Origin of the sequence: Micromonospora echinospora (assembly GCF_900091495.1) — a bacterium.
Lineage (GTDB): Bacteria > Actinomycetota > Actinomycetes > Mycobacteriales > Micromonosporaceae > Micromonospora > Micromonospora echinospora.
In genome coordinates, this window is record NZ_LT607413.1 from 1,692,204 (window position 1) to 1,704,456 (window position 12,253).

14 protein-coding genes and 1 pseudogene are annotated in these 12,253 nt (G+C 72.7%); 7 read left to right on the forward strand and 8 right to left on the reverse strand.

The window, feature by feature from the left end; genetic code table 11:
- The first annotated feature begins 35 nt into the window (after positions 1–35).
- Complete coding sequence (locus GA0070618_RS07595; protein ID WP_088981011.1) at positions 36–527, forward strand: NUDIX domain-containing protein; 492 nt, start codon at positions 36–38, stop codon at positions 525–527.
- A 79-nt stretch (positions 528–606) separates the two neighbouring features.
- On the forward strand, positions 607–1,905 hold the full coding sequence (locus GA0070618_RS07600; RefSeq protein ID WP_231931649.1) for an MFS transporter: 1,299 nt from the start codon (positions 607–609) through the stop codon (positions 1,903–1,905).
- A gap of 111 nt (positions 1,906–2,016) precedes the next feature.
- On the opposite strand, the gene GA0070618_RS07605 is transcribed toward GA0070618_RS07600, so the two are convergent.
- Complete coding sequence (locus tag GA0070618_RS07605) at positions 2,017–2,562, reverse strand: type 1 glutamine amidotransferase domain-containing protein (protein WP_088981012.1); 546 nt, start codon at positions 2,560–2,562, stop codon at positions 2,017–2,019.
- Positions 2,563–2,698: 136 nt separating this feature from the next.
- On the opposite strand from GA0070618_RS07605, the pseudogene rfaE2 reads away from it, so the two are divergent.
- Together rfaE2 and GA0070618_RS07615 are read left to right on the forward strand one after the other, a co-directional pair.
- A pseudogene (rfaE2, locus tag GA0070618_RS07610) lies at positions 2,699–4,513 on the forward strand (D-glycero-beta-D-manno-heptose 1-phosphate adenylyltransferase); the annotation flags it as partial.
- Between the two features lie 347 nt (positions 4,514–4,860).
- Positions 4,861–5,751, forward strand: coding sequence for a glycosyltransferase family 2 protein (locus GA0070618_RS07615; protein ID WP_088985358.1), 891 nt, complete (start codon positions 4,861–4,863; stop codon positions 5,749–5,751).
- Between the two features lie 92 nt (positions 5,752–5,843).
- Here GA0070618_RS07615 and GA0070618_RS07620 read toward each other — a convergent pair whose 3' ends face one another.
- The 3 genes from GA0070618_RS07620 to GA0070618_RS07630 all read right to left on the reverse strand — a co-directional run bounded on the left by GA0070618_RS07620 (position 5,844) and on the right by GA0070618_RS07630 (position 8,196).
- Positions 5,844–6,956, reverse strand: a complete 1,113-nt coding sequence (locus tag GA0070618_RS07620; protein WP_088981013.1) for a glycosyltransferase family 9 protein — start codon at positions 6,954–6,956, stop codon at positions 5,844–5,846.
- A gap of 3 nt (positions 6,957–6,959) precedes the next feature.
- Positions 6,960–7,547, reverse strand: a complete 588-nt coding sequence (locus GA0070618_RS07625) for an Hsp20/alpha crystallin family protein (RefSeq protein WP_172900370.1) — start codon at positions 7,545–7,547, stop codon at positions 6,960–6,962.
- A 142-nt stretch (positions 7,548–7,689) separates the two neighbouring features.
- On the reverse strand, positions 7,690–8,196 hold the full coding sequence (locus GA0070618_RS07630) for a DUF2231 domain-containing protein (protein ID WP_088981015.1): 507 nt from the start codon (positions 8,194–8,196) through the stop codon (positions 7,690–7,692).
- 169 nt (positions 8,197–8,365) lie between these two features.
- Here GA0070618_RS07630 and GA0070618_RS07635 point away from each other — a divergent pair, with 169 nt between their 5' ends.
- Positions 8,366–8,983, forward strand: a complete 618-nt coding sequence (locus tag GA0070618_RS07635) for a pyridoxamine 5'-phosphate oxidase family protein (protein WP_088981016.1) — start codon at positions 8,366–8,368, stop codon at positions 8,981–8,983.
- A 4-nt stretch (positions 8,984–8,987) separates the two neighbouring features.
- Here GA0070618_RS07635 and GA0070618_RS07640 read toward each other — a convergent pair whose 3' ends face one another.
- Entirely contained in the window at positions 8,988–9,281 is a 294-nt protein-coding gene (locus tag GA0070618_RS07640) for a hypothetical protein (protein ID WP_088981017.1), read from the reverse strand.
- Positions 9,275–9,586 carry a DivIVA domain-containing protein gene (locus tag GA0070618_RS07645; protein ID WP_088981018.1) on the reverse strand — a complete coding sequence of 104 codons (312 nt, stop codon included), beginning with the start codon at positions 9,584–9,586 and terminating at the stop codon, positions 9,275–9,277. Before GA0070618_RS07645 ends, GA0070618_RS07640 begins: the two co-directional genes overlap by 7 nt.
- A 447-nt stretch (positions 9,587–10,033) precedes the next feature.
- On the opposite strand from GA0070618_RS07645, the gene GA0070618_RS07650 reads away from it, so the two are divergent.
- Both GA0070618_RS07650 and GA0070618_RS07655 read left to right on the forward strand, forming a co-directional pair.
- Positions 10,034–10,234 (forward strand): GntR family transcriptional regulator, encoded by a 201-nt coding sequence (locus GA0070618_RS07650; protein ID WP_088981019.1) that lies wholly within the window; start codon positions 10,034–10,036, stop codon positions 10,232–10,234.
- Between the two features lie 76 nt (positions 10,235–10,310).
- On the forward strand, positions 10,311–11,150 hold the full coding sequence (locus GA0070618_RS07655) for a class I SAM-dependent methyltransferase (protein WP_088981020.1): 840 nt from the start codon (positions 10,311–10,313) through the stop codon (positions 11,148–11,150).
- Between the two features lie 17 nt (positions 11,151–11,167).
- Here GA0070618_RS07655 and GA0070618_RS07660 read toward each other — a convergent pair whose 3' ends face one another.
- On the reverse strand, positions 11,168–11,812 hold the full coding sequence (locus GA0070618_RS07660) for a GNAT family N-acetyltransferase (protein ID WP_088981021.1): 645 nt from the start codon (positions 11,810–11,812) through the stop codon (positions 11,168–11,170).
- A 110-nt stretch (positions 11,813–11,922) separates the two neighbouring features.
- Positions 11,923–12,252, reverse strand: coding sequence for a nucleoside triphosphate pyrophosphohydrolase family protein (locus GA0070618_RS07665; protein WP_088981022.1), 330 nt, complete (start codon positions 12,250–12,252; stop codon positions 11,923–11,925).
- Position 12,253: the final 1 nt, after the last annotated feature.

Consider the following 12,253-nt stretch of genomic DNA (forward strand, 5'->3'; position numbering starts at 1 on the left):
CGTACGACACGCCGACCACCCCGTAGATTGGTCCGGTGAGTGTCTCCTGGGCCGAGTCGTACGTCGGGCAACTGCGCGCACTGGCCGGCGACCGCACCCTCATGTTCGTGGGCGCGCGGGCCGTGCTGCGCGACCAGCGCGGGCGGGTGCTGCTGATCCAACGCTCGGACAACGGTCACTGGTCGATGCCGGCCGGCGCGATGGAGCTGGGCGAGTCGATCGCCGACTGCGCGGTCCGCGAGGTCCGCGAGGAGACCGGGCTCCGGGCGCTGCGGGTCAGCGCGTTCGCCCTCTACACCGGCCCGGACCGCACCCACACCAACATGTACGGCCACACGTACCAGGTCTTCACCGCCGCGTTCCGGGTCGACGAGTGGGACGGCGACCTGCTGCGGATCACCGACGAGACCACCGACGCCGGGTTCTTCCACCCGGGCGGGTTCCCCGCCCCGATCTCCCCCTCGGTCGCCGAGACCCTCGAAGACCTCGCCGTCTTCGAGCAGACCGACCGGCTCATCCTCAAGTAGCCGGACGCCCAAGTTAGGTTGCCCTCACCTCGGGGCAAAACGCTGGACAGGACGCACCGGAACGGCGAACATCCCGCACGTGCTGATCAGCCTGCTCCGCCGTACGGCGCTGGACGTGACGCCGCTGCGGACCTCGCGGGACTACCGGCTGGTCTTCACCGCAGCCGGCATATCCAGCTTCGGGTCCTTCATCACCTACGTCACGCTGCCGTACCAGGTGTACCAGATCACCGGGGATCCCCTCCTGGTCGGACTGATCGGCGTCTGTGAGCTCGTACCCCTGCTGGTGATGGCCTTCGTCGGCGGCGCGCTCGCCGACTACCTGGACCGCCGCCTGCTGGTGCTCGGCGGCGAGATCGGGTTCACCCTGCTCTGCGGGGTGCTGCTGGTGAACTCGCTCGACGACGAGCCGCATCTCTGGTTGCTCTACCTGGTGGCCGCGTTGACCGCGTCGCTGGACGGGTTGCAACGACCGGCCATGGAGGGGCTCACCCCGCGCATCGTCGCCCCGGACCAGATCCCGGCGGCCAGCGCGCTGAACTCGCTGCGGATGCAGCTCGCCCAGCTCGGCGGCCCCGGCCTGGCCGGCGTGCTGATCGCCACCGTCGACCTGGCCTGGGTGTACGCGTTCGACCTGCTCACCTTCGCGGTCTCGCTGGTCTGCCTGGCCATGGTCCGGGCGGTCCCGCCGCCGCCGGCCGCCGACCGACCGTCGCTGCGCTCGGTGGTCACCGGCCTTCGGTACGCCCGCAGCCGTCCCGAACTGCTCGGCACCTACCTGGTCGACATCAACGCGATGTTCTTCGGCATGCCGCAGGCGCTCTACCCGTTCATGGCCGAGAAAATGGGCGGACCGTCGGTGCTCGGGCTGCTCTACGCCGCCCCGGCCGTCGGCTCGATGATCGCCACGGTCGGCTCCGGCTGGACCGCACGGGTTCACCGGCACGGGCTGATGGTGGTCCTCGCCGCCGGGGCCTGGGGGCTGGCCATCATCGGCTTCGGGCTGGTCAGCTCGCTCTGGTTGGCCCTGTTCTTCCTCGCCCTGGCCGGCGCGGCGGACATGGTCTCCGGCCTGTTCCGCATGATCATCTGGAACCAGACCATCCCCGATCACCTGCGCGGTCGGCTCGCCGGCATCGAGATGCTCTCCTACTCGACCGGCCCGCTCCTCGGCCAGCTCCGCTCCGGCCTGGCCGCCCGATGGGTCGGCGTGAACGGCTCGATCGTCTCCGGTGGCATCCTCTGCGTGGTCGGCACCGTCGCGCTCGCCGCCGCGCTGCCCGCCTTCCTCCGCTACGACGGCCGCGACGGTCTGGCCCGCAAACAGGCCGAGGACGCGGCCTGGGCGGCCACCGCCGCCGACCGCGCCCCGGCCTGACCACACGGCCCGGACCGCCCCGCCGGGTCCGGTCGGAGCGGGCCTCACCCGGGCCACACATCCCTCGTCGACGCCCACGCGACGTCTGCTTCCCCGGTGGCTCCGGGGTCCTCAGCGGCGGGCGAACTCCTCGACGATCGTGGCGCAGAAGGCCGGCAGGTCGTCCGGCTTCCGGCTGCTGACGATGCCGCCGTCGACCACGCACTCCTCGTCGACCCACTCCGCGCCGGCGTTGACCAGGTCGGTGCGGAGCGTCGGCCAGGAGGTGATCCGCCGGCCCCGGACCAGGTCAGCATCGATGAGCGTCCACGGGCCGTGGCAGATCACCCCGATCGGCTTGCCCTGCTCGTGGAAGCTCCGCACGAACCGCACCACCTCCGGGTCGGCCCGCAGGAAGTCCGGGTTCGCCACGCCGCCCGGCAGCACCAGCGCGTCGTACGCCCCGGCGTCCGCCTCCGCCACCGCCACGTCCACGTCGTAGCTGGTCGACGGGTCGAGGTGATTGAACGACCGGATCGCCCCGCCCTTCAGGGAGACCAGTTCGGTCCGGGCACCGGCCTTCTCCACCGCCTCGCGGGGCTGGACGTACTCGACCTCCTCCACGCCGTCCGCGGCGAGGAACGCGATCCGCCTGCCCTCCAGTACTCGGCCTGCCATCAGTCGGCCCTCCTCCGTCGTCCCGTTCTCCGTGTCACTGATGGTGTTCCCGAGGAGGGAGGGACAAAACGCGTCGCCCGGGTCACGCCGCCCGGTGGCGGGTTTGACCCGCCGAGGCAGGGGGATCCGGCACGGCATGGCAGGAGCAGCAGCGGAACAGCGCCGGCTCGCCACCGTCGTGGAGAGCTGGCGGGGACGCCCCGTCCTGGTCATCGGCGACGCGATGCTCGACGAGTGGCGGTTCGCCGACTCCGACCGGCTCTGCCGGGAGGCACCCGCCCCGGTGCTCACCCTGCGGCGGCGGATCTCGGCGGCGGGCGGAGCGGCGAACACCGCCGTGAACCTGGCCGCCCTGGGCGGCCTCGCCGCACTGGTCGCCCCGGTCGGCGCGGACGTCGCCGGGGACGAGTTGCACGACTGCCTGGACCGCGCGGGCGTCTGGGACCGGACGGTCAACCAGCCCGGCCGGCCGACCCCGGTCAAGCGCCGGATGTTGGCCGGGAACCAGATCCTGCTGCGGGAGGACTCCGGCGACCCGGACGACACGCTCACCGACGACGGGGTGGCCCGGCTGCTCACCGCCGTGGGATGCGCGGTCGAGGAACTGCGGGCCGCCTCGGCCGGAGCCGCGCCGACCCTGGTGGTCTGCGACTACGGGCTCGGTGCGCTGTCCGCGCCGATCCGGGCCTGGCTGGTCGCCAACCGGCACCGTTTCGCCACCGTTGCCCTGGACGCGCACGACCTCGCCGACTGGCGCGGGCTCGCACCGACCGTGGTGACGCCGAGCTTCGCCGAGGCGACCCGACTGCTCGCCCGGGCCACCGCCGCCGGGGCCACCGTCCGGCCGACCGGCGTCGACGTCCTGCACCTCGACCATTCCGACCCGCCGGACGGGCCCTCCGAACTCGTCGTCGGCACCGCCCCGGGCGAGGGACGGACCACCCGGACGGCCGTCGTGCCCCACGACGACACTGCCCCGGGCCGGCCGCCGTACCCCGACGAGCCGGTCCCCGGCCCGGCCGACATGCCACCCACCGGACCCACCGGCGAGCCGACCCCCGGCGAGGACCGGGTGGCGCTGACCGGGGACGGGTTCAGCGTCACCGGCACCGGTGTGACCGTCTCCGCCGACGGCACCGGCACGGACCGGGCGAGCCTCGCCGAGTCCAGCCTGGCCGAACTGCGCGCGCACACCGGGGCGGACGTCGTGGCGGTCACCCTGGACACCGAGGGCGCCGTGGTCGGCAGCGCCGAGGGCTCGACCAGGCGCAGCCATGCCACCCCGGTGCCGGCCAGCCACGCAGTGGGGGCCGGGGACGCGTACCTGGCCGCCATGACGCTGGCCCTCGCGGCCGAGGCCCCGCTCTCCACCGCCGCCCACCTGGCTCAGCTCGCCGCGACCATCACCGTGTCGGACACCGGCACCTGCGTCTGCCGTCGACAGGACCTCTTCGCCGCCCTCGGCGTCACGGTCGACGGCGGCGACCGGCCGGTACTGGTCGGCCCGGAGGACCTGGCCGCGATCGTGGCCGCCCACCGGGCCGCCGAGCGGTCGGTGGTCTTCACCAACGGCTGCTTCGACGTGCTCCACCGCGGGCACGTGCGCTATCTGGAACAGGCGGCCGAACTGGGCGATCTGCTCGTCGTGGCGGTGAACTCGGACGACAGCGTCCGCCGGCTCAAGGGCCCGGACCGGCCGGTGAACCCGGTCGAGGACCGGGTCGCCCTGCTCGCCGCACTGGCCTGCGTCGACCACGTGGTGGTCTTCGGGGAGGACTCCCCGGCGACGCTGATCGAGGCGATCCGTCCCGACGTGTACGTCAAGGGCGGCGACTATCCGCCCGAGATGGTCCCCGAGGCTCCCCTGGTCCGCCGGCTCGGCGGGCAGGTCCGCACCCTCGGCTACGTCCCGGACCGCTCCACCTCGGCGATCATCGAACGGATCCGCGCGCAGCAGGTCGCCGAGGCGCCGCCCCTCGACACCACCAGCCACGCCACTGCCACCGGCACCAGCCACGGCACCGGCACCGGCACTGGCACTGGCACTGGCACTGGCAAGCCGAACGCGGCCGGCATCGACCGCTCCAGGAACACGCACCCCTCCACCGACAGCCACCCGAACGGCAACGGACACCACAACGGCAACGGACACGGCAAGGGGAACCGAGGCCCCTTCCTCACCGGCCGGACGCCGTGAACCGGCCGGACGCCGTAACCCCACCCGGGACCGCCGGCCGGTCACACACCGTGGGTCCGCCCGAGACTCCCGACGGGCCGCGCGCCGAGAGCCCGCCCGACGTGGTCGACCGGCCGCTCGATCCGGGCTCGCCGGACGACTTCCGCCGCGAGCGCACCCTGGACGTACTGATCCCCACCCGGAACCGGGCGGCCGAACTCGCGGTCACCCTCTCCGGGCTCGCCGCCCAGGAGGGCGTACCCGGATTCGGGGTGGCGGTCAGCGACCAGTCCGACGGCGCACCCGCCTTCCGCCACCCGGCGGTCGCCACGATGGCCCGGGCGTTACGCCACCGGGGGCATCCGGTGCTGCTCACCCGTCGGCTGCCCCGGCGTGGGCTGGCCGAACACCGGGCGTACCTGCTGGACCGGTCGGCGGCCCGGTACGTGCTCTGCCTCGACGACGACGTCTGGCTCGAACCGGGAGCCCTGCACCGGCTGGTCACCGCCATCACCGAGCTGGGCTGCGGGTTCGTCGGCAACGCCGTGCACGGCCTCTCCTACCTCGACGACGTCCGGCCGCAGACCCACCGGCACTACGAGGAGTGGACCGGCCCACCCGTCCCGGAGACGGTACGCCCCGGCACCCGCGAGTGGCAGCGCGCGACCATCCACTCCGCGGCGAACCTGCTGCACGTGACCGGACGCCTGGACCTGCCGGAGGGCACCTGGCGGGCGTACAAGGTGTCCTGGATCGGGGGCTGCGTGCTCTACGACCGGACCCGGCTGGTCGAGGCGGGCGGCTTCGACTTCTGGCGTCGGCTGCCCGAGGGGCATCAGGGCGAGGACGTGGCGGCACAGCTCGCCGTGCTGGCCCGGTACGGCGGCGCCGGCATCCTGCCCAGCGGGGCGTACCACCTCGAGTCGCCGACCACCGTCACCGAGCGGGACGTGGAGGCGTGGGAGGTCGTCCTCACCGACGCCGCCCCCGGCACGGCGCAGCCCACCCGCTGAGGTGTTTGCAGGGCGTTTGCTGAGGTGTTTGCAGGGGACCCTTCCTCGGCAAAAAGCGGTAACAGGGGTCCCCTGCTACCACCCAACCCCGCTCACCCGGCGGTGGCGAGGAGTTCGCGGGCGGCCTCGACGACCTCCACCGTCGGCACGTCGGTGACAAACGAGTCGCGGTGCGGGCACTCGCCGTCGCCCGGTCGCGCCGGGTACGCCCCCGGGGTGCAGTCGACGCCGCAGACCGGGCAGTGCACCGTCCAGGACATGATCGGCCGGTGCCGGTGACGTAGCGGGTGCCCCGTGTTGATCAGGTTGCCGACCCAGAAGATGCCGACCGTCGGCGTACCGACCGCCGCCGCCAGGTGCAGCGGGCCGGTGTCGTTCGACACCACCAGCGCGCAGCCCGCGTAGCAGGCGGCCAGCGCGCCGAGGCTGAGCGTGCCGACCTGGGGACGGACCGGCACGCCGGCCGCCGCGACCACCCGGTCGACCAGCTCCTGCTCGGCTGGAGTGCCGGTGACCAGCACCTCGTACCCCTCGGTGGTCAGTTCCCGGGCCACCTCGGCGAACCGGTCGGCCGGCCAGCGGCGACGGGTGTCGGTCGCGCCCGGGTGCAGTGCCACCCGGGGCCGGGTCGGTTCGCCGAGCACCGCCTGAGCCTCGTCCCGGTCGGCGTCGGTCACCGCCAGGCTCGGCAGGACGGTGATGGCCGGCGCCCCGACCAGCGCGACCACCTCCAGGTAGCGGATCACCTCGTGCTGGTAGTAGACGTACCGGATCCACCGGTCCAGCGGTGGCGCGTCCTCGGCGCGCAGCCCGGCGGTGAACCGTGCGCCGAGGCCGTTGACGATCGGGTTCGAGTTGGACCCGCCGCCGTGCACCTGCAACGCCAGGTCGAATCGCTCGGCGCGGGCGGCGGCGAGGAAGTCGTCCATGGCGGACTCCGGCTCGCCCGGGTCCGGGCCCCGGATCCCCGGGGCCGGCGGGACCACCAGCACCCGGTCCACCGGGCCCGGCCGGTCGCGGAACAGCTTCGCGTGCCACGGCGCGCCGAGCAGCACCAGCTCCGCCTTCGGGTACGCGGCCCGCAGCGCGTCCAGTGCCGGCAGGACGAAGATGAAGTCACCGAGCGCGTTGGCGCGCAGCACGGCGATCCGTGCGACGTCCGGCACGCGCCCGGCGACCGGGCCGAGCAGGGACGGATCCACCATCCCCTACGGCCGGTCGATGTCGCTCGACCCCTCGGAGGGGTCGGGCCGGTCGGTGGCGGGTCCGGCGGAGCCGGGCTTGACGTCCGGGTGGTGCAGCTCCCGGTCAGCGGCCGGGTCGACGGCGGTCGTACCCCGGGCCGGGTCGACGGGGGTCGTGCCCCGCCCGGGGTGGCCGTTGGCGGAACGTGCCCTCGACGCGGGCCGGGAGAGCGAGGTCGGCTGGCCGACGGTGATGGTGCGCGGCGCGGGGCGGGTCGCCCGGGGCAGCCGGACCCGGAGCAGCCCGTGGTCCATGACGGCGTCGATCGCGTCGGGGTCCACCCGGGAGGGCAGGTCCACGCGGTACTCGAAGCCCCGGGTCTCCAGCCCACCGGGGATGCCGTGGTCGGCGTTGACCTCGGCCTCCGACCGCGCCCGTACGCAGAGTTCCCGGTCGTCGATCTCGACGGCGACCTCCTCGGGCGCCACACCGGGCAGCCGGACGACGACCTCCCACCCCTCGGCGGTCTCGGTCAGCTCCACCTCCGGCGGCCCGGCGCGGCCACCGACCAGGCGGGCCAGCTCGGCGCGGAGCGACTGCAACTCGCCCATCGGGTCCCAGCTCGACGACCGGCCGCGCCAGCCCCGGCCGGAGCCGCTGCCCTGCTGCTCGCTCACCGCATCTCCCCGATCCGCATCTTCCCGATCCGTGCGGTGGCCGCCCCGGCGGTCCCGTGTCGCAGCGGACCGCCGCTCACCGCATGTCCCCGATCCGTGTCGTGGCTGCCGGAGAGCGCAGCGAGCTGGGCGCGTTCAGGTCGGCCTCCCGGTCGACCCCCACGCCGAGCCGGTCGACCAGTTCACCGCCGAGCCATCCGCTGACGCCGAGGATGGCCAGCGCGACCACCTCGATGGCGATGAGCGCACCGCCGGCCGTCCGTGAGTCGGCGTTGAAGCGCACCACCCAGACGGCGGCGAAGAGCAGGATCACCGCCAGGTTGGCGGCGGCGTGGGTGAGCCCGATCCGTTTGGCCCGCGTGTCGGTCGGAATCGCGAGCAGGTCGAAGCTGCCCGCGATCGCGGCGAGCAGTCCCATGACCAGCCCGACGGTGATGTTCCAGTAGGCGATCTCCCCGAACACGGCGGACCCGCCGAGCGTGTCGACGACGTCGAAGAAGACGGCGGTCACCAGCAGGGCGAACGGGAACATCACCAGCATCGGGTGCACGGGGTGCCCGAGCACCTTGAGTCGGCTCTCCATCTGCGGCCTCCCAGGGTCTTCCGGATCGCGGATGCCCGTGGGATCCGCTGCGTGGGGCGGTTGCCCCGCCTCGGGTGGTCGAACCTCGCCGTGGTCCGCCCGGCGTACGCTGGTCGGCGGCCCTCGGCACGGCTCCTGTCACCGAGGTCAACGCACGGGGAGGGACAACGTGACGACGGAGATCACCTCAGCCGAAGAACTACGCGAACTGCTCGGCGAGCCCACACCCCGTGCGGTCACCAAGGAACGCCGTGTCCTGCACGAGCTGGACCGGCAGTGGCTGGCGGCCTCGCCGTTCTGCCTGATCGCCACCTCCGGCGCGGACGGCACCTGCGACGTCTCGCCCAAGGGCGACCCGCCCGGCTTCACGCTGGTGCTGGACGACCGGACCATCGCCATCCCGGAACGCCCCGGCAACCGGCGGGCCGACGGCTTCCACAACATCCTGGAGAATCCGCACGTCGGGCTGGTCTTCCTGGTCCCCGGCCGGTCCGACACGCTGCGCGTCAACGGCCGGGCGACCCTGGTCCGGGACGCGCCGTTCTTCGACCGGATGGTGGTGCAGGGACACCGCCCGCAGCTCGCCATCGTGGTCGACGTCGAGCAGGTGTTCTACCACTGCGCGAAGGCGTTCCTCCGGTCCGAGCTGTGGCGACCGGAGACCTGGCAGCCGGATGTGCTGCCGTCCCGGCCCCGGATCGTCAAGGCGGTCGAGGCCCCCGAGATGGCGCTGGCCGACCTGGAACGCCACTACGGCCCCGACTACGTCAACACGATGTACGCCTGATCCGCTAGCGGAACCGGTCCGGGTTGGGTCGCCGCCGCCGCGCCGTGCAGGGCACGCTGTGCTCGGTGGGCAGGGCGCACCGGCCGCCGCCGGGCAGCAGCCGGTCGCAGAACACCCGGTGCCGTACGCCCTGCGCGTCCTCCTCGGAGACGGTCACCTCACCGGCGTCCACGCAGCCGGTGACCTGGGCGAGCGCCCGGGCAGCGGTCCGGGCGAAGATCCGCGCCCGGGTGAGGTCGGGCACCACGATCGGCAGGTGGATGACCCAGCGGCCCGGGTTCCGGGGATCGGTCACCATCGGGCCAGCCCCCGGGCGCTCGGGGCCTGGGCGGTCTGCCAGGTCCGCAGCGCGTTCTTGATGCGCAGGTTCTCCTCCCGTACGGCGGTCAGGGCGGTCCGGGCGACGGCCAGTTCGTCGGCGACCCGGGCGAGGAAGGCGGTGATCTCGGCCGGGTCCAGTCCCCGCCGGCGGATGGTGAACCGGTGGTCCCGGATGCGTTCCGGGGTCAACGGCGGATACCGAAGGACGGCATCGTCGCTGGTGGACGGAGGTCGGAGGTGGTGTCGGCCCCGTCGCCGGGGACTACGGAGGAGCACGCGCACGGGTGACCGCCTTCCGGAAGCCAGGTGATGTTCGCCGAAGTGGTGTTTCCTGGTGTTCGGGGGTGCCCCTGCTGGTTCGGGTCCGGCCGGGACACCCCCGCCCTGCCGTGCGCGGCGTCGAGCAGCAGCGACGGCGGAGCCGCCCCGGTCAGCCAGGGGAAGGCGGGCGGCCGGCCCGGGGAGGGGACCGACCACCCCGGCCGGGGCAGGTACGTGGTGGAGCACCGATGCCGCACCCACGAGGCGCCAACCAACCGCAAGCACCGCATCGCTGTCCGTGACGCTATTGCCACCAACCCACCTATGTCAAGGATGTCTTCAACCCAGAGTTTTCACTGAGTTATTACCGTCAACAGTTGTACATATGTTGCCTATGGCGGAGCGATGCATCGATACTGGCGGGGCCAACCAACCGCAAGGGGCCCTGACGTGCCTATTCCGCCCACCATGGATGAGCTGCTCGACAGCCTGTTGAGCAGGATCGAAGACGGGACCTATCCGCCCGGCACCCAGTTGCCGTCCGGCCGTGCCCTGGCCGCCGAGTACGACGTCTCCCAGTCCACCATCAGCAGAGCCGTCGCCACGCTGCGCGACAGGGGTGTTCTGGTGGGGCGGCCGGGGCGGGGGGTCTTCGTCGCGGAGAAGTAGCCGGGACCGTGGTGGCTTCCGGCCCATATGGGGGCCACTTCCCACCACGATCACCTGAGTTGAACGGGGTCTTGTCATGCGGCACGGGGAGTTCGAGGACCCTCGGCTCGTCGCCGTCTACGACGCCGAGTGCCGGTGGGGGCCGGACGACGACTTCTTCCTGGCGGTGGTCAACGAGACCCCGCAGTCCCGCGTGCTCGACCTGGGCTGCGGCACCGGACGACTCACCCTCGCCTTGGCGTCCGCCGGGCACCGGGTCACCGGCGTGGATCCGGCCCGCGCCTCCCTCGACGCCGCCCGTGCCAAGCCGGGCGCGGACCGGGTGACCTGGATCGAGGGCACCACCGCGCTCCTGCCCGACCGGTCCTTCGACGTGGCGGTGATGACCAGCCACGTCGCGCAGTTCTTCACCACTGACGAGGCGTGGGACGGCGTTCTCGCCGACCTGCACCGGTCACTCGTGCCCGATGGGCGGCTGGTCTTCGACTCGCGTGACCCCGCCGACCGACGGTGGGAACGGTGGAACCCGGTCGACTCACGGCGTCACCCGCGCCTACTGGACGGTCGGACGGTCGAAGCGTGGACCGAGGTCACCGAGGTCCGGGGTGCCCTGGTCTCCTTCACCCACCACTACCGGTTCCCGCCGTCACCGGCCGGTGATCCACTCCAGATACGGGATGTCGGGGTCTCCGGTCGACCGGAGACCCCGACATCCCGTAAGTCGAGTCGATCACCGTCCGCGGATGCCGGACTGGAGCTGCGAAGTTCGGCCACCCTCCGGTTCCGTACCGAAGGTCAGATCCGCGCCTCGCTGCACGCACGCGGGTTCACCGTCGAGCATGTGCACGGCGGATGGCGGCGCGAGCCTGTCGGGGCGGGCGACGGCGAACTCGTGGTGATCGCCCGGGTCGCCTGACCCGCCCGACGGGTGGTTCAGCGCGCGCCGAACAGCTCCAGGCAGGGTTCGAGACCGGTCAGGCTGACCTCCGGACGGTCCGTCCGTTCCCAGTTCTCCCTGGTCAGGCGCAGGTACTGGGAGACGAGGACCTCGCCGTCGCAGAGGTCACGGCTGATCCCGTCCGGCTGATAGCCCAGCTTGCGGGAGACGGCGAGCGGCGCGGCGTTGTCGACGAACGAGCCGCTGGTGGCGTGCGCGGCCCCGAGGCCGGCGAAGGCCAGGTGCAGCACGGCGGCACGCATCTCGGTGCCGATTCCCCGACCGTGGTACGCCAGACCGAGCCAGGAGCCGGTTGCCACCTCGCGGCGTACCGCGAAGTCCCGGGCCCAGACGTCCTGGACGCCCACCGGCCGTCCCTCGACGAAGACGGCGAGGTCGAGCGACCACGACTGGGGGGTCCATTCGCCCCGTCGACGCCATTGGTTCTGGACCACGGAGCGGGCCCGTTCGGCGGGTGTGCCCTCCGCCCACGACACCAGGAAGCGCCGCTTACCCGGCTCGTGCACACCGTGCGCGGCGACCTCCGCCAGCTCGGCCAGCTCGTCCTCGGTGGGCAGTCGGAGTTCCAACCGGGCGGTCCGCACCCGCAGTCCCAGCAGGGGCCAGTGGTCGATGAGCACGACGCATTGTGGCCGGCGGCTCACCAGGGCGCATCGGGTTTTACCGTCGCCGTCGCCGCTTACCGGTGCCGCTCACCGCTGCTGCCGCTCACCCCGCCGCCGCGCCGGGTTCACCGGTTCGGCGTCGGTGCGGGGGTCGGGTTCCACCTCAGCCACTTCCGTTCGACCTCGGATCGCAGGTCGACGCCGTGGTGCCGGGCCATCACCAGCACCTGGCACAGCACGTCGGCCAGTTCCGCCCGGAACCTCTCGTCGATCTCCTGCTCGGTGAGCCCCTTGTCCCGCGCCTGCCCCGTACGCATCAGAAAGGCCTGGGTCAGCTCGCCCACCTCTTCCTGGAGCTTCAGCAGGAACCAGGTCGCGTCCTGGGTGATCCCGTGCCGACGGGCGTAGTTGCGGGAAACCGTCTCGACCTGGTCGGTGAGCTCGTTCAGATCCACC